Origin of the sequence: Rhodobacter sp. NTK016B (assembly GCF_017303295.1) — a bacterium.
In the GTDB taxonomy this organism is placed as follows: Bacteria; Pseudomonadota; Alphaproteobacteria; order Rhodobacterales; family Rhodobacteraceae; genus Pararhodobacter.
The window spans coordinates 67,658-85,900 of the sequence record NZ_JAFKOK010000002.1 but is presented as its reverse complement, the minus strand read 5'-3'; the positions used below and the strand labels follow the sequence as shown (position 1 = coordinate 85,900).

Genomic DNA, 18,243 nt, shown 5'->3' with positions numbered 1-18,243 from the left:
GGGCTGGTTGCGGCATTGCCGCGGCCAGCTCTTTTGCATGCGCCACCCAGGCCGGCATCAAGGAGGTCCCATGCTGCTGCTAACCTGTCCCTGCTGCGGGGTCACAGCCGAGGAAACCGAGTTCTCGAACGGGGGCGAGGCGCATCTCAAGCGCTTCGGTCCCGGTTCGACCGATGCCGAATACGAGGCCTATATGTTCGCCCGCAAGAACCCGCGCGGCGTCCATTTCGAGCGCTGGCGCCATGCTTATGGCTGCGGCAAATGGTTCCTCATGGCGCGCGACACGATGACTCTGGAAGTCTACGGCACCTACAAGGCCCAGACCACCGAGCCGCCCGCCGATATCGTCGACAAGATCAAGGCCCGCCGGCCCGAGTGGGAGGGATACAAATGAGCCACCGTCTGGGAACCGGGGGGCGGCTTATCAACCGCACCCGTCCGCTCGACTTCACCTTCAACGGCAAGACGATGCGCGGCTATGCCGGCGACACTCTGGCTTCCGGCCTTCTGGGCGCGGGGCAGGTGCTGGTCGGGCGGTCCTTCAAGTACCACCGCCCGCGCGGCATCGTCGCCTCGGGCGCGGAAGAGCCGAACGCATTGGTGGGGCTGGGCGAGGGGCAGCGCTTCGAGCCGAACCAGCGCGTCACCACGACCGAGCTGTTCTCGGGGCTGAAAGCGGTCAGCCAGAACCACTGGCCGAGCCTCGAATTCGACGTGGGCGCGATCAACGCCAAGCTGTGGCGTTTCCTGCCGGCGGGGTTCTATTACAAGACCTTCATCTCGCCGCGTCCGCTGTGGAAGCATGTCTACGAGCCGATCATCCGCAAATCGGCGGGTCTGGGCAAGGCGCCCGACGCCGAAACGCGCGATATCGACCGCTACGAGCAGCTCTATGCGTTCTGCGACGTGCTGATTGCGGGCGGCGGTGTGGCCGGGATCCGGGCCGCGCTTGACGCGGCGCAGGCCGGCAAGCGCGTGGTCCTGACCGAGCAGACCGCCAGCTTCGGCGGGCGTGCCGTGGTCGATGGCGACGACATCGACGGCCAATCCGCCGATGCCTGGGTCGACAGCCAGCTGGCCGCACTGAAAGGGATGGAGAACGTCACCGTTCTGCCCCGCACCATGGTCGCGGGCGTGCATGACCACGGCTATGCGCTGGCCTATGAGCGTGTGGCCGACCATCAGCCGGGCGCCGACAAGCCGCGCCACCGACTGTGGCGCATCCGCGCCGGGCAGATCGTCGCCGCGACGGGTGCGATCGAGCGTCCGCTGAGCTTCGCGGGCAACGACATGCCGGGCGTCATGCTGGCCGCCGCGATCCGCGATTACGCCGTCAATTTCGGCGTCGCGGTCGGCAAGACTGTGGCCATCGTCACCAACAATGACGACGCCTATCGCACGGCGCTGATCCTGAACGATCTGGGTGTGAATATCGCCGCCGTTATCGATGCGCGGGTCGAAGCCACGGGTGATCTGCCCGCCAAAGCCCGCGCTGCCGGGATCCGCGTGATCGAGGACGCCGCCGTGCGCTATGTCGAGGGCGGGAAATCCGTCACCGGCGTGCAATTGTGCCGCTTCAACTCGGATGGCGGCGCTGTGTTCGAGACGCTCGCTTGCGATGCGCTCGGCATGTCGGGCGGCTGGTCGCCGGTCGTTCACCTGTGGTCGCATTGCGGCGGCAAGCTCAACTGGGACGAGGCCGGGGCCTTTTTCCGCCCCGATCCGAACCGTCCGCCGCTGGGCCATGACGGCAAGGGCTTCGTCTCTTGCGTGGGCGCCGCCAATGGCGAGCTGGGCAACGAAGACGAGGCGCCGATGCTGCCGGTCTGGCTGATGCCCGCGCAGGCCAGCTACGAGCTGCGCGCGAAAGCGTGGCTCGATCCGCAGAACGATGTGAAGGTCTCGGACGTGCAGCTGGCTGCGCGCGAAGGCTATGCCTCGGTCGAGCATACCAAGCGTTACACGACGCTGGGCATGGCGACCGATCAGGGCAAGCTGTCCAACATCAACGGTCTGGCGATCCTGTCCGATGCGCTGGGCCAGCCCATCCCGCAAACCGGCACGACGACCTTCCGCCCGCCCTATACCCCGATCTCGCTCGGCGCGATCACCGGCGAAGCGCGCGGCGAGATCTTCCAGCCGCTGCGCAAGACGCCGATGCATGACTGGCACGAGGCCAAGGGCGCGCATTGGGAGCCGGTCGGCCATTGGCGCCGTCCCTATTGCTATCCCAAAGCGGGCGAAAGCCATGCCGAGGCCGTGAGCCGCGAGATCAACCAGACGCGCAATGCGGTGGGCCTGCTCGATGCGACGACGCTCGGCAAGATCCTGGTGAAGGGGCCCGATGCGGGCCGCTTCATGGACATGCTCTACACCAACATGATGAGCACTCTGAAAGTCGGCAAATGCCGCTACGGGCTGATGTGCAACGAGAACGGCTTCCTGTCGGATGACGGTGTCGTCGCGCGTCTGTCCGAGGATAGCTGGCTGTGCCACACCACCTCGGGCGGGGCTGATCGCATCCATGCGTGGATGGAGGATTGGCTGCAATGTGAATGGTGGGACTGGAAGGTCCATGTGGTCAACCTGACCGAGCAATTCGCGCAGATCGCCGTGGTCGGCCCGAAGGCGCGTCAGGTGCTCGAAAAACTCGGCGGCGATATCGATCTGTCGGCCGACAGCTTCCCGTTCATGGACTGGAAGGAAGGCCAGCTCGGCGGCACTGCGGCGCGGATCTTCCGCATCTCGTTCTCGGGCGAGCTGAGCTACGAAGTCGCGGTTCCGGCCTCGCAGGGGCTGGCGTTCTGGGAGAAACTGCTCGCCGCTGGTGAGGAATTCGGCATCAGCGCATACGGCACCGAGGCGCTGCACGTGATGCGGGCCGAAAAGGGCTTCATCATGATCGGGGACGAAACCGACGGCACCGTGATCCCGCAGGATCTGGGGCTGAACTGGGCGATCTCGAAGAAAAAGGACGACTTCCTCGGCAAGCGCGGGATGGAGCGCGAGGCGATGGTGTCGCCCGATCGCTGGAAACTCGTCGGGCTGGAAACGCTCGACGGCTCGGTGCTGGCCGATGGCGCGCTGGCGCCCTTGCCGGGCAAGAACGCGAACGGCCAGTCCGAAACGCAGGGCCGCGTGACCTCGACCTATCACTCGCCCACGCTGGGCAAGGGCATCGCCATGGGCCTCGTCCATAACGGGCCTGCACGGATGGGCGAGGTGATCGAGTTCCAAGCGGCCAGCGGTGGCACCGTCTCGGCGCGGATCGTCGATCCGTGCTTCTACGACAAGGCAGGGGAGAAACAAAATGTCTGATGCTGTGAGCGCGCTGAAGGGCGCGCGGGCTTCGGGGATGGTCGATCTGGCCGATGCAGGCCCGACCGGCATGATCACCCTGCGTGGCGATCACGGGTTGCTGGGCGATTCGCTGTCGTCGGTTCTGGGCCTCTCGGCGCCGGAACGGCGCCGGGTCGTCACCGGCGAGGCGGGCGAGGTCCTGTGGATGTCCCCCGACGAACTGCTGGTCGTGCTGCCCTATGACACGGCGCCCGACGTTGCGGCCGCGCTTGAGACCGCGCTGGGCGATGCCTTCGCGACAGTTGCCGTGGTCTCGGATGCCCGCTCGGTGATGCATCTGAGCGGCGCCCAGACCCGCGACGTGCTGGCCAAGCTGATGCCGGTCGATTTCGCCGGGTTCGAGCTGGGCGAGCTGCGCCGCTCGCGCGTGGCGCAGGTCGCGGCGGCGGTCTGGCGGCGGTCGGAAAACGACTGGGCACTGATCTGCTTCCGTTCGGTCGGGGGCTATGTCTTCGAAGCCCTCGCCACGGTCGGCAAACCGGGCGGCGAGGTCGGGCTCTATCGCTGAGCCGGGCCCGACGGGCACTGCCAGGAACCAAGGGGCTACCGTTACGCGGTAGCCCTTTTTTCGTGGTCTGAGCCACGCTTGCACCCGGTGCATCCCTCGGGCAATCATGCGCCGATGACCCGCCTGATCGTGACCTTCTTCCTGCTCTTCGCAGCACTCCCCGCCGCCGCCCAGCCGCTATGTCTTATGGTGGCCGAGGCCGAGACGGGGCGCGTGCTGATCGAAGACGGACGCTGCGACACCCGCGTGACGCCCGCCTCGACCTTCAAGCTGGCGCCGGCGGTGATCGGCTTCGACACCGGATTGCTGCAGGACGCGGACCGCCCGCTGATGACATGGCAACCGGGCGAGCCGGACTGGGGCGGCGCGGCCTGGCAGAGCGATGTGACACCCGCAAGCTGGATGCGCGACTCGGTCGTCTGGTATTCCCAGCGCCTTGCCCGCGCACTGGGCACGGACCGCTTCGCGGGCGCCGTCCGGGCGTTCGATTACGGCAATGCGGATGTGTCGGGCGATCCGGGCTATGACAACGGGCTCGAACGGGCATGGATCGCCTCGTCTCTGGCGATATCGCCGCGCGAACAGGTTGATTTCCTGCACCGGCTGTTGACCCGCCAATTGCCCGCAGCGCCAAGCGCGCAGGCTCGGGCCGAGGCGCTGGCCACCCGCCACGCCGTCGCGGGCTGGACCTTCGCGGGCAAGACCGGTGGCGCCTATCCGCGCCGAGCCGACCGCAGCTTCGACTATGCGCGCGGCTGGGGCTGGTATGTTGGCTGGGCCGAGCGCGACGGGCAGCGGCTGATCGTCGTGCGGCTGGCGCAGGATACCGAGCGGCTGCCCGGCTCTCCCGGCCGGCGCAGCCGCGATGCGCTGTTCGCGGATTGGCCGCAGATCGCGCGACGGCTGTAGGGTGCGTGATTCACGCACCGTTCCCCGGCTCCGTCAGCCGGGCAGGGTGACGATCAGCGCGCCCTTTTCCGTCGCCACCACCGTATGTTCGAACTGCACGCAATCCGCGCGCGGCTCGGAATACAGCGTCCAGCCATCCTCGCTATCGCTGGCGTAATAGCCGCCGCGCGACAGGAACGGCTCGATGGTAAAGACAAGCCCCTTGTCGATCCGCCGCCGGTCGCCGCGCGTGGGCCATGTCGGGATCTCGCCGGGCTCCTCATGCAGTGCGCGCCCGACGCCGTGGCTGGCGAGGTTGCGGATCAGCGTATAGCCGCGCTTCTCGGCAAAGCGACCGATGGCCTGCCCGATCCCCGCCAGCGGCCTGCCGGCGCCGACCTGGGCGATGCCGATCTGCGTGGCGCGGCGCCCGTCGCGGCGCAGCCGGTCCAGACGCGCGGGCAGGGCACCCACGCCGAAACTGGCGCCGGTATCGGCGAAATACCCGTTTTTCGAGGCCGAGACGTCGATATTGACCAGCTCACCCGCCTTGATCCTGCGCGGGCCGGGGATGCCATGGGCGATTTCCTCGCCGACACTGATACAGGTGGCGCCGGGAAAGCCATAGGTGGATTGCGGGGCCGACACCGCGCCCGCACGCTCGAGCGCTGCGCGACCGATCTCGTCCAACTCTTGCGTGGTGATGCCCGGCTCAAGCGCGCGCGCCATCTCCTGCAGAGTGTTGGCGACGATCCGCCCGATTTCCTGCACGCCCTGCAACTCGTCGTCCTGGGTGATGGTCATGACGGGGCTCCTTTTCCCAACGGAGCTAATAGCTGGCGCCGCGATTGCCCAGTCCCGGCGCAGATTTTCCCCGGTCGCCCGGTTCCGGCCCCTTTCCCGTACCCGCGCCTTGCCCTAGCTGAGGGGCATGACCAGACCTCTCCATCCTACCGCCCTTGTGACCGGGGGCAATCGCGGCATCGGCCGCGCCATCGTCGCGGGCCTCAAGGCCAAAGGCTGCGCCGTCACTCTGGGGGCACGCTCGGAAGAGGCGGGGCGCCGCGCTGCGGCCGAGCTGGGCGTCGGCTTCGCGCGCATCGACCTGTCCGAGCCCGACAGCTATTTCGAGGCGATGACCCGCACGGGCGGCTTCGACATCCTCGTCAATAACGCGGGCGTGCTGAGCCATGCCTCGCTTCTGTCGCGCCAATCGGATTTCACCGAGGCGATGGAGGTGATGGTGAACGCCCCGCTCGACCTCATCCGCCTCGGCACGCCGCATTGGCGCGCGCGGGGCTGGGGGCGAATCGTCAACCTGTCCTCGGGCTGGGGCGCGCATGCCGAGGGGCTGGAAGGGCCAGGCGCCTACGGCGTCGCCAAGGCCGCGCTCAACGCGCTGACCCGTGCTCTTGTGCGCGATCTGCCGCCGGGGGTGAAGATCAACGCCTGTTGCCCCGGCTGGGTGAAGACCCGGATGGGCGGCGAGGGCGCGACGCTCAGCCCGGACGAGGGCGCGGAGACGGCGATCTGGCTTGCCACCTTGCCCGATGACGGCCCCACCGGCGGCTTCTATCGCAACCGTGCGCCGATCGGCTGGTAGCGCCTTTTCATTCCGTGTCCGGCTTCTCCCGCCCGCGCCCTTCCGGTCGCGGGCGTTTTTTCTGCGCGTTTTTCCTGTGGACAAGTTGAAATTCGCGATTGCGTGATTTAATAAAATTAGGCTAAGAAATATTTAGGCAAGAAAAACCGAGCAAATGGCCGCCCAGTCACCGCGCCCAAAGTCGCCGCCGCTTACTGCGCTGCGCGCCTTCGAGGCTGCAGGAAGGCTGGGCGGCTTCACGCCTGCCGCCCGCGAACTGGGCGTCACGCCCGCCGCCGTCACCGCGCATCTCAAGACACTCGAAGGGGCGCTGGGGGTTCAACTGTTCGACCGCCGTCACAAGGGGGTGGCGCTGACGGAACTGGGCGCGCGCGTGCTGCCCGATTTCACCCATGCTTTCCGCCAGCTCGACGCCGCCGTGCAGCATCTGCGGCGCGAGGCGATCCCGGGCCTCGTGCGGATCGCTACCACGGCGGATCTGGCGCAGCTCTGGCTGTCGCCGCGCCTGCCGGGCCTTCGCGCACAGGGTCTGCAGGTGGTGCCGGTGCCGGTCTCGGGCCCGGAGGAGGCGCGCAACCTCGCCGATCTGGCCCTGTTTCCCGCGCCGGGGCCGGGCCATCCCGCGCCGCTCGTCGCCGTTGCCGCGCCGGGTTTCGCTCCCGCCTCTCTGGCCGCGCTCGATCCCGATCGCACGCTTGTTCTGGACGGTCCGCTGGGCGACTGGTCGCTTTGGGCGACAGCGGCAGGTCTTTCCGATTTTCAGCCGCGCGGGCCGGTCCATGGCTCGGCGGCGCTGGCGCTGGAAGAGGCGGCGAATGGCGCGGGCGTGCTTGTCATCGCCCGCCCACTGGCCGAAGCGGCCCTGCGTCAGGGCCGTGTCACAACGCTGTTCGGGGTCGAGGCCGCCAGCCCGTTCAGCCTGACGCTCACCCCGCTGCGCGAAGCGGGGGACGCCGCCGCACGCGTGCTGGCGGCTCTGTCAGGGCGCTGACGCCCTTTCATCTTTGTTCTTTAAATATCCCGGGGGTGAGGCCGCAGGCCGAGGGGGCAGAGCCCCCCGACCCTGTTCTCAGGCGAAAGCCGCGCCCAGAGCGATCTCGATCATCTCGCCGAACGAGCGCTCGCGCTCGGATGAGGGCAGCGCCTCATGGGTGATCAGGTGGTCCGAAATCGTCAGCACCGCCAGCGCCCGAGCGCCATGTCGGGCACAGACATTGTAGAGCTCGGCCGCTTCCATCTCGACGCAGAGCACGCCGTGACGGGTCATGATGTCGGTCAGGTCCTGCCGCTCGTCATAGAACACGTCCGAGGAATAGATATTGCCGACATGCGTGGTGATGCCCTTGTCGCCCGCCACCTTGTGCGCCGCCGCCAGCAGGCCGAAATCGGCGCAGGGCGCGAAGTTCAGCTCGCGGAAGATGCCTGCGGACGGGGTCGACAGCGTCGTCGCCGTCTGTGCCAGCACCACGTCGCGGATATTCACGGTCTTCTGCATCGCTCCGGCGGAACCCACGCGAATGAGCGTCTTGGCGCCGAAATCGCGGATCAGTTCGTTGGCATAGATCGACAGCGACGGCATCCCCATGCCCGAGCCGTGGATCGTCACCGGGTTGCCGTTCCACGTCCCGGTATAGCCCAGCATCCCGCGCACTTCGTTGACCAGCCGCGCGTCCTTCAGGAAGGTCTCGGCGGCCCAGCGGGCGCGGTAGGGGTCGCCGGGCATCAGCACGGTGGGGGCGATGTCGCCGGGCTGGGCGCCGATATGCACGGTCATCTTGGGCTCTCCTGTTCTTGCTTTGGCGCCGAGGCTAGCAGCTTCGCCGGGGCCAAGAAAGCCGTGGCGTGACGGCAGAATGGGGCCGTTTGCCGGGCCGGGCGAAAGCCTGCCATCGCCCCTTTCCTCTGGCCCGCCCGCGGCCTAGGCTTGGCGTCAGCCCGACCCCTCAACGCCCCTCGCCCCGGACAGGAGACACCATGCAGGTTTTCGACGGTCACAACGATGTCCTCAGCCGGATCTGGAGCGCCGAGGTCGATCCGGTGACGCAATTCTCGAAACCCGGCCTGCATATCAACACCCCCGATGCCAAGGCGGGCGGCTTTGCCGGCGGGTTCTTCGCGCTCTATTCGCCGCAGCGCCGGGCGGCTTTCGATTTCAAGGGCTTCCGGGGCGGCGCCATGCCGCTTTCGGCGGCCATTGCCCAGCCTGAAGCGCTGCAATCGGTGATCGCCGAGATCGGGATCGCACAGCAGCTCGCCCGCGCCGGGCTGATCCGGCTGTGCACCGATGCCTCGGGGATCGAGGCGGCGATGGCAGACGGTATACCGGCCGCCCTGCTGCATCTCGAAGGTGCGGAATGTATCGACCGCGAGCTCTTCGTCCTCGACGCGCTGCACGCTCTGGGCCTGCGCTCGCTGGGGCCCGTCTGGTCGCGTCCGACCATCTGGGGCGACGGCGTGCCTTTCGGCTACGATCAGGACGGCGATACCGGACCGGGGCTGACGGCGGACGGCAAGCGGCTGGTCGCGCGCTGCGCCGAGCTGGGCATGGTGGTGGATACCAGCCACCTGACGATGAAAGGCTTCTGGGAGATCGGCGAGATGGGGCTGCCGTTGGTCGCCACGCATTCGAACGCCTTCGATCTCTGCCCGGTGACGCGCAACCTGACCGCTGCGCAGCTCAAGGCGATCGGCGAAAGCGGCGGCATGGTGGGGCTGAACTATGCCACGGTTTTCCTGTCGCCCGAGGGCTGGAAGACCGGCCGCGCGACGCTTGACGATTGCCTGCGCCAGCTTGACGCGATGATCGAAGGCGCTGGCGAGGACCATGTCGGGCTCGGCTCGGATTTCGACGGCGCGCCGCTGCCCGAGGGGATGGAAAGCTGTGCCGATCTGCCCGCGCTGGTCACGGCGATGGAGCGCCACGGCTTCGGCGCCGATCTGGTGCGCAAGCTGTGCCACGGCAACTGGCTGGATTTCCTGCGCCGTCAATTCGGCGGCTGAAACCGGCGGGGCGGACCGTCCCGCGACGACGCATCTCCCCCCTTGCAACGCCCCCGCCAAGCCGCTACATCACGGCCAGCCTTTGGCAACGGTGGGTTGGCGGAGAGGTTACGCACCGGATTGCAAATCCGTGAAGACCGGTTCGATTCCGGTACCCACCTCCAAGGTTTTTCAAGCCCATAGCCTGTTTTTCCCGCGTTGCCCTTGCCGCGTTTCAACAGGCATTTCAAGAATCATGTGCTGCGCTCGTTCCAGTCCTCCGGGGGTGGATCTGGTTGGCGTGGGCTGTGCAAGCCTTTGTCGCGTTGTCGCTGCCCCCTGCGCATCATTTGGGCTATCGCCCGGCGCGCAGGGCGTCACCCTGCGCTTTTGTCTGAACGCAGCCATCACGTGAGGGGTTGCGGGTCTCGTTGTCTCCAAATATGTAATGTTATTACATTGCAGATACTGAGATGGAGAGACAATCCGATGCCCGCAACCGACAAGCGCCTGCCCGTGACCGTGCTCTCCGGTTTTCTGGGGGCGGGCAAGACGACCCTTCTGAACGATGTCCTGAACAACCGTGACGGCCGGAAGGTCGCGGTGATCGTCAATGACATGTCCGAGGTGAATATCGATGCGGACCTTGTGCGCGACGGTGGTGCCGATCTCAGCCATACCGAGGAAAAGCTGGTCGAGATGTCCAATGGCTGCATCTGCTGCACCCTGCGCGACGACCTTCTGGTCGAGGTGCGCCGCCTCGCCGAGGAAGGGCGTTTCGACTACCTGCTGATCGAAAGCACGGGCATCTCCGAACCGCTGCCCGTCGCCGCCACCTTCGATTTCCGCGATGAGCAGGGCGAAAGCCTGAGCGACGTGGCGCGGCTGGATACGATGGTCACGGTCGTCGACACGGTGAACCTGCTGGGGGATTATTCCAGCCACGACTTCATCCGCGACCGCGGGGAATCGCTGGGCGGTGAGGATGAGCGGACGCTGGTGGACCTGCTGGTCGAACAGATCGAGTTCGCCGACATCGTCGTACTCAACAAGGTCACGGATGCCGGTCCCTCACGACTGGATGCCGCGCGCAAGATCGTCACGGCGCTGAATCCCGACGCGCAGATCATCGAGGCCGATTACGGGCACGTGCCGCAGGATCGCATCTTCGACACCGGGCTTTTCGATTTCGAAAAGGCGCATATGCACCCGATGTGGGCCAAGGAGCTGTACGGTTTCGCCGATCACGTGCCCGAGACCGAGGAATACGGCGTGACCTCGTTCGTCTACCGCGCCCGGCGACCGTTCCATCCGCAGCGCCTCCATGACGTGCTGAACGCCCCGCTTCCCGGCGTGATCCGCGCCAAGGGCCATTTCTGGATCGCCACAAGGCCCGACTGGCTGGCCGAGTTCTCGCTGGCGGGCGCGTTGTCGAGCGTCAAGCCGCTGGGCATCTGGTGGGCTACGGTCCCCGAGGAACGCCGCCCCGATCACCCCGAGGCGCGCGCCTATCTGCAGGCGCATTGGCAGGAACCTTTCGGCGACCGCCGGCAGGAGCTTGTGTTCATCGGCACCGGCATGGACCGCGCGGCGATCACGGCGTCACTGGACGCGGCGCTTCTGGAGGACGCCGACAGCTTCACCCCTCATCTTTGGCAGGACCTGCCCGATCCGTTCCCCGGCTGGCGCCGCGCGCCGCAGGCTGCCTGAGACTTCCGTCGGAGCGTTTTCCATGACCGCGCGCAACGGCAATCTGCGATGCAGCCTGAAACGGCGGGCTGCGCGCGGAAACCCGATGACGGCTTTCGATCGTCTTCCGCCAGAGCTTCGCGGGTGGCTTTCGCAAGCCGCCCTGCCATGGTCGCCGCATTCGGCGCTCAAACTCTGGCGGCGGTCGCTGGCAAAACATAACGGCGACACGGAACAGGTGCTTGCCCATCTGTCCCGTGCCGAACGGGCCATGCTCTTGCGCGATGCGCCGGCGGTATGGGGGCGCGAGGGGGAAGCCACGGATGTGTCGGGCCGGTCCGCGTAGGCTCAACGAGGGCAATTCACACCTCAGGCTCGAAAGCGCGCAACGCGGCTCTCAGGCCTCGTTGGTCTCGGGACTGTCTTCGGCCAGCTCCCAGCGGTTCTGCTCGGACCAGACCTTTCGGAACACCTCGCCCTGTCCGGTAAAGCGGGCGCCGGTCGCTTCGCAGGCATAGATCCGGTCGGTGCGGAAGTGGCGCAGGCCGCCGCGCAATTCGCACCATGCCGCCAGAAGCACCGCGTTGATGTGATAGACGATGCCGATGGGCCGGATGTCGCGCGTGGTTCGCAGGCCCTCGGCATCCTGATACTCGATCCTCAGCACGCGCTCGTCGCGCACCGCCGCGCGGAGCATGGCCTTCGATACGCATCCGAGGTCGGGGTCGTCTTCCGGCGCGCCCCAGGGCGAGACCTTGAGCCATGTGGCGGGGGTGTGGAGCGCATCGATCTTGGCCGAAATCCTCTCCGCCGCGCGCCGCAGCGCCCGGTCGCCCGAGCGGCTGATCATGCACAGGCCGACACGCAGCGCCTCGACTTCCTCTTCGTCGAAGTTCAGGGGCGGCAGATCGTATCCGCGACGCATGACATAGCCGATGCCGGGTTCGCCCTCGATCGGTGTGCGCATCGCCTGCAGGGCGGCGATGTCGCGGTAGACCGTGCGCACGGACACTTCCAGACGCGCCGCCAGATCCTCGGCGCGAACCGGGCCCTTGGCCGCGCGGAAGATCTGGATGGTCTCGAAAAGGCGGTTTGATTTGTGCATGCTGGGCCGGCGGTCTGATGTCTCTCCTGCCACTATAGCCCTCACCCCTGACAACACCATGTCAGGAGCGATCCGCGATGGTCTGTCCTCCAGACGGCAGGAGACCGACCATGAGCTATTACGATCACGCATCCCTTCTCGCGTTGCGGCTTGGCCCATGGGCGAATCCCGCAAAGACGGGGCACCCGCGCGCCGCGTGGCAGATCGAGTCAGAGCGCGCCGGGGCAGGGACGACCCCGCTTGCGTCACGCGCCTCGGCTGACCGTTTCAGACCGCTCAGCACCTTCGTCGCCCGTCTCGGTTTGCGGCAGCGGACCGATTGAGCGCGCAGCGTTAGCGCGCCTTCCGGGCCGCGCGATGAAGGCCCCGAGAAGGATCAGGGGACCGGCCAGAAGGAAGGCCAGACCGGGGACCTCGGCAAAGAAGGCAAAGCCAAGTGCGACCGCCCAGAGAACCGAAAGGTACTCGAACGGGGCCAGCGCCGAGGCATCGGCATGGCTGAAAGACAGCGTCATCAGAATATGGGCCAGCCCGCCCGCAAGGCCCGTGGCAATGAGCAGGGTCAGGGCTGCCGGTCCGGGCCAGACCCAGCCCCAGGGTAGTGTCGCAAGCCCGCCAAGGGCCGAGACGACCGCAAACCAGAAGGCGATGGCCCCGGCACGCTCGCCCAGCAAGGTCAGCCGCCGCACCTGTATCAGCGCACCCGCCGTCAGCGCGGCGGTCACAAGGCCGAGCACGACACCAAGCCCGCCCGATTCCGGCAGGACGCCCGCGAAGGCCGGCACGCAGAAAGCAGCCGCCCCGGCAAGGCCGAGGGCAATGCCGCCGATGCGACGCTTGTTCAGCCGTTCGCCAAGAAGTGCCCAGCCGAGCACCGCAAGCATGACCGGCGCGAGGTAGGACAGCATGGTCGCTTCGGCCAGCGGCAGAAGCCGGATCGCCGCGAACGAGGTGAACATGGCCACGGCCCCCATGACGCAACGCCCGATATGGCCCAGCGGGCGGGACGTCGCCAGCCCCCTAGGCCAGTCGCCTTGCCACCACAGGAAGATCACCAGTGGCACCAGCGCCACGGCGGAGCGAAAGAACACCACCTGTCCCAGGGGCACCGTGTCTCCGAGCGCCTTGACGCAGACACCCATCAGCGCAAAGGCCAGCGTCGACAGAATGCGCAGGGTGATCCCGAGGCCTTCGTTCGGCACGGGGCGCGCCGGGGTCACCGATGGCTGCTTCATCGCGCGGCTCCCCGCGACGGGGCAGGGGCTCTCGGGGCATCGGGCGCGGGATGTTGTGTCACGGCGATCTCGTTCATTCCGGGCTGAAGCGAATATGCGGGCGACCGGATTCCGGCGATCCGCTGACATGCGCCGAGACCCGGAACACATCGTGCAGGGTCTCGGGCGTAAGGACTGCGGCAGGTGTCCCGCAGGCCCGCACCGCGCCGGATTCGAGCACCACGATCCGGTCGCAGAACATCGCAGCGAGGTTCAGATCGTGCAAGGCGATAATGCTGGTCAGATCGAGGTCACGAACCATGCGCAGGATCTCAATCTGGTGGTGAATGTCGAGATGGTTGGTCGGCTCGTCCAAAAACATCACCTGCGGGCTCTGGGCCAGTGCGCGGGCGATATGCAAGCGCTGACGCTCGCCTCCCGACAGGGTCTGCCATGGCTGTTTGCGGCGCGTGCCCATTTCCACGCGGTCGAGCGCTTGGGTCACCGCAACCTCGTCTGCCTCGGACCAGCCCGCAAGGGCCGAGCGATGCGGGGTCCGGCCAAGCCGCACGACATCGGCGACGGTGACATTGGTGTCGGTGGCCGCGCTTTGCTGGACAAAAGCCACCTGCCGCGACAAGGCCTTGCGCGGCACCTGCGCGATATCCTGACCGTTGATCTGGACCCGGCCCGAAGCGGGGCGCTTCAAGCCCGCGAGAAGGCGCAGCAACGAGGATTTGCCAGACCCGTTCGGTCCGATCAGGCCCAGCGTCTCGCCCGGCGCGACGCTCAGCGAGACATCCTGCACGATGGTCCGGCGCTTCACGCCCCAGATCAGGTTTTCCGCGACAACGCTCATGCCTGCGGCCTCGCACGGTAGAGGATGATGGCAAAGAACGGCACGCCGACCAGCGCCGTGACGACACCGATGGGGACAGTCTGCTGTGTGGCGATCATGCGCGACGCGATATCGGCGATCACCATGAAGACCGCGCCGACCATCGCGCAGGCGGGCAACAGGCGCATATGCATCGGCCCGACGACATAGCGCGCCGCGTGCGGCACCACGAGGCCCACGAAACCGATAGCACCGACCATGCTGACGATGGTCGCGGTCAGAAGCGCCGTCACGCCGAACAGCACAAGCCGGATGCGGACTACCGGCACGCCGAGGGCGGCGGCGTCTTCATCCCCGAAGGTGAAGGCATCAAGCGAGCGGGCCATCAGGATGCAGATGACAAAGCTGACGATCACCACGATGAGCAAAAGCTGAAAATCCGGCCAGCGCACGCCGCCGAAGCTGCCCAGCAGCCAGAACATCACGTCGCGCGCCTGCTGCGCATTGCCCGAGGTCGTGACGATATACGAGGTCAGCGCGTTGAAAAGCTGCGACGCCGCGACGCCGGCCAGAATGGTGTGGTTGGGCCCGCTGGTCGCGCCGTTCGACAAAAGCGCCACCAGCGCGAAGGCGGCAAAGGCGCCCGCGAAGGCGCCCAGCGACAGCGACAGGCTGCCTGCGCCGATGCCCAGCACGATCACGCAGACCGCCCCGGTCGAGGCCCCGGCCGAGACACCCAGCACGAAGGGTTCGGCCAACGCGTTGCGCAACAATGCCTGCAGGATCGCCCCGCACAGCGCCAGCCCGGCCCCAGCGAGCGCCGCCACCAGCGCGCGGCTCAGGCGCAGGTTCCAGATGACGCTCTGTTCGATGGGCGCGATCTCGGCGCCTGTCAGGCCCAGCTCGTTCGTGACTGACAGGAAGACGGTGCGCAGGCCGATATTATAGTCGCCAAACGCCGTCGCGGCGGCGACGGCGGCGATCAGCGCGACCAGCGACAGGCAAAGGAAAAGGACGAGGCGCGCGGCCCCGTCCTCGGAGACGCCGGAAGACATCACGGAAGGTCGAGCGCTTGCAGCTGTTCGGCCACCTGCTCGGCGCCGTAGAGCGTGCGGATGCTGGGATTCATCGCAGCCCCGCTCATCACCACGATCCGGCCGTTGCGAACCGCGTCCATCTGGCTGACGGTCGGATCGGATGTCAGGAATTCGATCTTGTTTTCCGCCGTGTCCAGATCCCAGCGGTTACGGTCGACCTGCGCCGCGACGAACACGGTCGGATCGGCAGCCATGATACCTTCCCAGCCGACGGCGGGCCAGTCCGCCTCGGTCCGGATGGCGTTCGAGCCGCCGAGGATGTCGGCGATATAGCCCGAGGGCCCGTTGCCGCCGCCGAGATAGGCGTCATCGGCGGGCGAGGGGCTTGAGAACCAGAACAGAAAGGTCAGGTCCTCATTCTCGGAGAATTGTTCGCGCAGCGCGGCTTCGCGGGCGCGGAAATCGTCGATCAGCGCCTGACCGCGATCCGGCACATCGAAGATGCGCGACAGGTCCTCGATCTCTTTGTAGAGCAGCTCCATGCTCCACAATTCCTCGCGCGAGCCATAGGCGTCCCCCGCATCCAGCGCCGTCGAACACGCGCTGGGCGACAGGTATGTCGGGATGCCCAGCTCTTCGAAATCGCCGCGATTGGCGACGGTGCTGTCCGGGCCCAGAAGCGTCGTCAGCATGGCCGCCACGAAGTCCGGCTGACGTGAGAGCACGGCTTCCAGCGTGGGGAATTCGACGGTCAGCACCTCGACTTCGGCATTCGCCTCGGCCAGTTCGGGCAGCACCGAATTCGGCCAGAAGGCGCTGGCCGCCATCCGGTCTTCCAGCCCCAGAAGCAGCATGATCTCGGCGCTGTTCTGACCCAGAGCCACGGCGTTCTGCGGCGCCCGGGTGAAGGTGACGGACTGGCCGCAATTCTCGATGGTCAGGGGATAGCTCGTCTGGGCCAATGCCGCGCTGCCTGCGAAGACCAGAGCGGCGGTTGCGAGGGGCAGGAAGGGCGTGTGCGACATCGGCAAGCTCTCATAGTTGAGTAATCTTGTCGGGAAGCGCTATACGCCCGACGGGGCGAGATCAAGAGCGTTTTTGTCGGGATAATTCCGGCACCACACCCGTGCTGGAATCTGCTGAAAGCGGTGCCTTCGGCGGGTTCGCTTGATGCATGACGCAACCGCGATAAATGGTCTCAGGCACGAGGGCCGTTCTTCGGGAATTCTTGCGCAATCACAGGTCTTCTAACCTTGGCGCCCCACACCTGCGCCGGGGCTTTCTTCGAAAAAACGTAAGAATCCGGAAACACTGGCGCAAGGTCCCCCTTGGAACATGTGAACCGGCGCCAATGCCGTCCCAGCCACCGAAGCGAAAGAACGATAGTATGAGCAACACCCTCGCCAGCCTTCTCGATCTGTCCAAGAGGGCGGTGGTGCCGATTGTTGCGGCGATCCTGCTTCTGGTCGCGCTGGTGCTTGGATGGGTCTGGCTGGCGCTGCTGATGGCGGCGGTCGTGCTGCTGGGGCTGTTCGACGCGTTCCAGACCCGCTGGGCCATCACGCGCAATTATCCCGTGGCGGGCCGCATCCGGTGGCTGTTCCACGATCTGCGGCCCTATCTGCACAGCTATATCGTCGAGGACGATCTTGGCGGCACGCCCTATTCGCTGGCGGCGCGGCGTCTTGTCCATGCCCGCGCCGATGGTGTCACCGACACGCAGCCTTTCGGCACCGAGCGCGACACCGACGCGGATACCTATCACTGGGTCGGGCATTCCATCGCGCCCACCAAGGACCCGATCAAGTCCCCCCGGGTGGATGTCGGCTCGGATCAATGCAGCAAGCCTTATTCGGCGTCGGTGCTGAACATCTCGGCCATGAGCTTTGGCGCGCTGTCTGCCAACGCCGTGCGGGCGCTGAACCTTGGGGCGAAGAAGGGCGGGTATTACCACGATACGGGCGAAGGCGGGCTCTCGCCCTATCACCTTGAAAACGGCGGCGATATCGTGTGGGAGCTTGGCTCGGGCTATTTCGGTGCGCGTGACAGGGACGGCAATTTCGACCCCGGTAAATTCGCCGAGACTGCGCAGCGCGACGAGGTCAAGATGACCGAAATCAAGCTGAGCCAGGGCGCCAAGCCCGGCCATGGCGGCCTGTTGCCCGCCGCCAAGGTGACCGAGGAGATCGCGAAGATCCGACAGGTTCCGGCGCATGAGGATTGCCTGTCGCCACGCGGCCATTCGGCGTTTTCCACGCCCATCGAGATGCTGGAATTCGCCGCAAGGATGCGCGATCTGTCGGGCGGCAAACCCGTGGGCCTGAAGCTGTGCATCGGCCAGCCGCATGAGCCCTTCGCCATCATGAAAGCGATCCTCGAGACCGGGATCCATCCCGACTTCATCGTCGTCGACGGGGGCGAAGGCGGCACCGGCGCTGCGCCGCTGGAGCTGTCGGACTGGGTCGGGATGCCCCTGTCCGAAGGTCTGATCCTGATGCGCAACGCGCTGGTCGGCGCCGGCGTCAAATCGCAGATCCGGCTGGCGGCCAGCGGCAAGGTCTATTCCGGCATGGGGCTGGCGCGAAACATCGCTCAGGGGGCGGATTGGTGCAACGCGGCGCGGGCCTTCATGTTCTCGGTCGGCTGCATTCAGGCGCAGCGTTGCCATCTCGGGACCTGTCCGACCGGCGTCACCGCGCAAGACCCGATCCGCCAGCGCGGATTGGTCCCCGAGGTGCAAGGCGAACGGTCGGCCCGGTTCCACGACAAGACCGTCGAGGCGCTGATGGAGATCGTCGCCTCGGCCGGGCTGGACCATCCCGGCGAGTTGGAGCCGCATCACATGATGCACCGCAACGGGCCCGAAAAGGCGGTGCCGATGGATCAGGTCCATCCCTTCCTTGCCGAAGGGGCGCTTGTCGAGGCGCCGGAAGACACGATTTACGCCGATTTCTGGCGCGCGGCGCAGGCGACCAGTTTCCGCCCGGCCATCAATCTCGCCAAGGCGCGCGCGAAGTAAGCG

The 18,243-nt window shown here is 66.6% G+C and carries 17 protein-coding genes and 1 tRNA gene; 11 read left to right on the top strand and 7 right to left on the bottom strand.

Annotated features, from left to right (window positions below):
* Positions 1-70: 70 nt before the first annotated feature.
* The 4 genes from JI664_RS02715 to blaOXA all read left to right on the top strand — a co-directional run bounded on the left by JI664_RS02715 (position 71) and on the right by blaOXA (position 4,777).
* Positions 71-394 (top strand): sarcosine oxidase subunit delta, encoded by a 324-nt coding sequence (locus JI664_RS02715; protein WP_207012186.1) that lies wholly within the window; start codon positions 71-73, stop codon positions 392-394.
* On the top strand, positions 391-3,318 hold the full coding sequence (locus tag JI664_RS02710) for a 2Fe-2S iron-sulfur cluster-binding protein (RefSeq protein ID WP_207012185.1): 2,928 nt from the start codon (positions 391-393) through the stop codon (positions 3,316-3,318). The genes JI664_RS02715 and JI664_RS02710 overlap by 4 nt, the downstream gene beginning before the upstream one ends.
* On the top strand, positions 3,311-3,868 hold the full coding sequence (locus JI664_RS02705) for a sarcosine oxidase subunit gamma (protein ID WP_207012184.1): 558 nt from the start codon (positions 3,311-3,313) through the stop codon (positions 3,866-3,868). The genes JI664_RS02710 and JI664_RS02705 overlap by 8 nt, the downstream gene beginning before the upstream one ends.
* 114 nt (positions 3,869-3,982) lie before the next feature.
* Positions 3,983-4,777: a class D beta-lactamase gene (gene blaOXA / locus JI664_RS02700; RefSeq protein WP_207012183.1), complete on the top strand. Its 795-nt coding sequence runs from the start codon at positions 3,983-3,985 to the stop codon at positions 4,775-4,777.
* 33 nt (positions 4,778-4,810) lie between these two features.
* Here blaOXA and map read toward each other — a convergent pair whose 3' ends face one another.
* Complete coding sequence (map, locus tag JI664_RS02695) at positions 4,811-5,560, bottom strand: type I methionyl aminopeptidase (RefSeq protein WP_207012182.1); 750 nt, start codon at positions 5,558-5,560, stop codon at positions 4,811-4,813.
* A gap of 127 nt (positions 5,561-5,687) precedes the next feature.
* Between map and JI664_RS02690 the strand changes: the two genes are divergently transcribed.
* The gene (locus tag JI664_RS02690; protein ID WP_207012181.1) at positions 5,688-6,359 is read left to right on the top strand and encodes an SDR family NAD(P)-dependent oxidoreductase; all 672 of its coding nucleotides are present in this window, start codon (positions 5,688-5,690) and stop codon (positions 6,357-6,359) included.
* A 154-nt stretch (positions 6,360-6,513) separates the two neighbouring features.
* Positions 6,514-7,350, top strand: a complete 837-nt coding sequence (locus tag JI664_RS02685; RefSeq protein ID WP_207012180.1) for a LysR family transcriptional regulator — start codon at positions 6,514-6,516, stop codon at positions 7,348-7,350.
* 78 nt (positions 7,351-7,428) lie between these two features.
* Here JI664_RS02685 and deoD read toward each other — a convergent pair whose 3' ends face one another.
* Positions 7,429-8,133, bottom strand: a complete 705-nt coding sequence (gene deoD, locus JI664_RS02680) for a purine-nucleoside phosphorylase (RefSeq protein ID WP_207012179.1) — start codon at positions 8,131-8,133, stop codon at positions 7,429-7,431.
* A 200-nt stretch (positions 8,134-8,333) separates the two neighbouring features.
* On the opposite strand from deoD, the gene JI664_RS02675 reads away from it, so the two are divergent.
* From JI664_RS02675 to JI664_RS02660, 4 genes are all read left to right on the top strand, one after another.
* Complete coding sequence (locus JI664_RS02675) at positions 8,334-9,359, top strand: dipeptidase (protein WP_207012178.1); 1,026 nt, start codon at positions 8,334-8,336, stop codon at positions 9,357-9,359.
* A gap of 90 nt (positions 9,360-9,449) precedes the next feature.
* Positions 9,450-9,523: transfer RNA gene (locus JI664_RS02670), tRNA-Cys, on the top strand.
* A gap of 304 nt (positions 9,524-9,827) precedes the next feature.
* Positions 9,828-11,048: a zinc metallochaperone GTPase ZigA gene (gene zigA, locus JI664_RS02665; RefSeq protein ID WP_207012177.1), complete on the top strand. Its 1,221-nt coding sequence runs from the start codon at positions 9,828-9,830 to the stop codon at positions 11,046-11,048.
* A gap of 22 nt (positions 11,049-11,070) precedes the next feature.
* On the top strand, positions 11,071-11,373 hold the full coding sequence (locus JI664_RS02660) for a DUF6525 family protein (RefSeq protein ID WP_207012176.1): 303 nt from the start codon (positions 11,071-11,073) through the stop codon (positions 11,371-11,373).
* A 51-nt stretch (positions 11,374-11,424) separates the two neighbouring features.
* Here JI664_RS02660 and JI664_RS02655 read toward each other — a convergent pair whose 3' ends face one another.
* The 5 genes from JI664_RS02655 to JI664_RS02635 all read right to left on the bottom strand — a co-directional run bounded on the left by JI664_RS02655 (position 11,425) and on the right by JI664_RS02635 (position 16,246).
* Positions 11,425-12,132: a helix-turn-helix transcriptional regulator gene (locus tag JI664_RS02655; protein ID WP_207012175.1), complete on the bottom strand. Its 708-nt coding sequence runs from the start codon at positions 12,130-12,132 to the stop codon at positions 11,425-11,427.
* A gap of 245 nt (positions 12,133-12,377) precedes the next feature.
* Positions 12,378-13,367 carry a DMT family transporter gene (locus JI664_RS02650; protein WP_207012174.1) on the bottom strand — a complete coding sequence of 330 codons (990 nt, stop codon included), beginning with the start codon at positions 13,365-13,367 and terminating at the stop codon, positions 12,378-12,380.
* Positions 13,368-13,440: 73 nt separating this feature from the next.
* On the bottom strand, positions 13,441-14,205 hold the full coding sequence (locus JI664_RS02645; RefSeq protein WP_207012173.1) for an ABC transporter ATP-binding protein: 765 nt from the start codon (positions 14,203-14,205) through the stop codon (positions 13,441-13,443).
* A complete protein-coding gene (locus tag JI664_RS02640) occupies positions 14,202-15,239 on the bottom strand; it encodes a FecCD family ABC transporter permease (protein ID WP_207012172.1) in 1,038 nt (345 codons plus the stop codon). Before JI664_RS02640 ends, JI664_RS02645 begins: the two co-directional genes overlap by 4 nt.
* Positions 15,239-16,246 (bottom strand): ABC transporter substrate-binding protein, encoded by a 1,008-nt coding sequence (locus tag JI664_RS02635; protein WP_207012171.1) that lies wholly within the window; start codon positions 16,244-16,246, stop codon positions 15,239-15,241. The genes JI664_RS02640 and JI664_RS02635 overlap by 1 nt, the downstream gene beginning before the upstream one ends.
* A 362-nt stretch (positions 16,247-16,608) precedes the next feature.
* On the opposite strand from JI664_RS02635, the gene JI664_RS02630 reads away from it, so the two are divergent.
* Positions 16,609-18,240 carry an FMN-binding glutamate synthase family protein gene (locus JI664_RS02630; protein ID WP_207012170.1) on the top strand — a complete coding sequence of 544 codons (1,632 nt, stop codon included), beginning with the start codon at positions 16,609-16,611 and terminating at the stop codon, positions 18,238-18,240.
* Positions 18,241-18,243: the final 3 nt, after the last annotated feature.

What these genes read in the sequence shown, in the direction of transcription:
- zigA (WP_207012177.1), top strand. Translation starts at nt 9,828, where the DNA reads ATGCCCGCAACCGACAAGCGCCTGCCCGTGACCGTGCTCTCCGGTTTT.
- JI664_RS02715 (WP_207012186.1), top strand. Translation starts at nt 71, where the DNA reads ATGCTGCTGCTAACCTGTCCCTGCTGCGGGGTCACAGCCGAGGAAACC.
- JI664_RS02705 (WP_207012184.1), top strand. Translation starts at nt 3,311, where the DNA reads ATGTCTGATGCTGTGAGCGCGCTGAAGGGCGCGCGGGCTTCGGGGATG.
- JI664_RS02630 (WP_207012170.1), top strand. Translation starts at nt 16,609, where the DNA reads ATGAGCAACACCCTCGCCAGCCTTCTCGATCTGTCCAAGAGGGCGGTG.
- JI664_RS02685 (WP_207012180.1), top strand. Translation starts at nt 6,514, where the DNA reads ATGGCCGCCCAGTCACCGCGCCCAAAGTCGCCGCCGCTTACTGCGCTG.
- JI664_RS02710 (WP_207012185.1), top strand. Translation starts at nt 391, where the DNA reads ATGAGCCACCGTCTGGGAACCGGGGGGCGGCTTATCAACCGCACCCGT.
- blaOXA (WP_207012183.1), top strand. Translation starts at nt 3,983, where the DNA reads ATGACCCGCCTGATCGTGACCTTCTTCCTGCTCTTCGCAGCACTCCCC.
- JI664_RS02675 (WP_207012178.1), top strand. Translation starts at nt 8,334, where the DNA reads ATGCAGGTTTTCGACGGTCACAACGATGTCCTCAGCCGGATCTGGAGC.
- JI664_RS02655 (WP_207012175.1), bottom strand. Translation starts at nt 12,132, where the DNA reads ATGCACAAATCAAACCGCCTTTTCGAGACCATCCAGATCTTCCGCGCG.
- JI664_RS02650 (WP_207012174.1), bottom strand. Translation starts at nt 13,367, where the DNA reads ATGAAGCAGCCATCGGTGACCCCGGCGCGCCCCGTGCCGAACGAAGGC.
- JI664_RS02635 (WP_207012171.1), bottom strand. Translation starts at nt 16,246, where the DNA reads ATGTCGCACACGCCCTTCCTGCCCCTCGCAACCGCCGCTCTGGTCTTC.
- JI664_RS02660 (WP_207012176.1), top strand. Translation starts at nt 11,071, where the DNA reads ATGACCGCGCGCAACGGCAATCTGCGATGCAGCCTGAAACGGCGGGCT.
- map (WP_207012182.1), bottom strand. Translation starts at nt 5,560, where the DNA reads ATGACCATCACCCAGGACGACGAGTTGCAGGGCGTGCAGGAAATCGGG.
- JI664_RS02640 (WP_207012172.1), bottom strand. Translation starts at nt 15,239, where the DNA reads ATGTCTTCCGGCGTCTCCGAGGACGGGGCCGCGCGCCTCGTCCTTTTC.
- deoD (WP_207012179.1), bottom strand. Translation starts at nt 8,133, where the DNA reads ATGACCGTGCATATCGGCGCCCAGCCCGGCGACATCGCCCCCACCGTG.
- JI664_RS02645 (WP_207012173.1), bottom strand. Translation starts at nt 14,205, where the DNA reads ATGAGCGTTGTCGCGGAAAACCTGATCTGGGGCGTGAAGCGCCGGACC.
- JI664_RS02690 (WP_207012181.1), top strand. Translation starts at nt 5,688, where the DNA reads ATGACCAGACCTCTCCATCCTACCGCCCTTGTGACCGGGGGCAATCGC.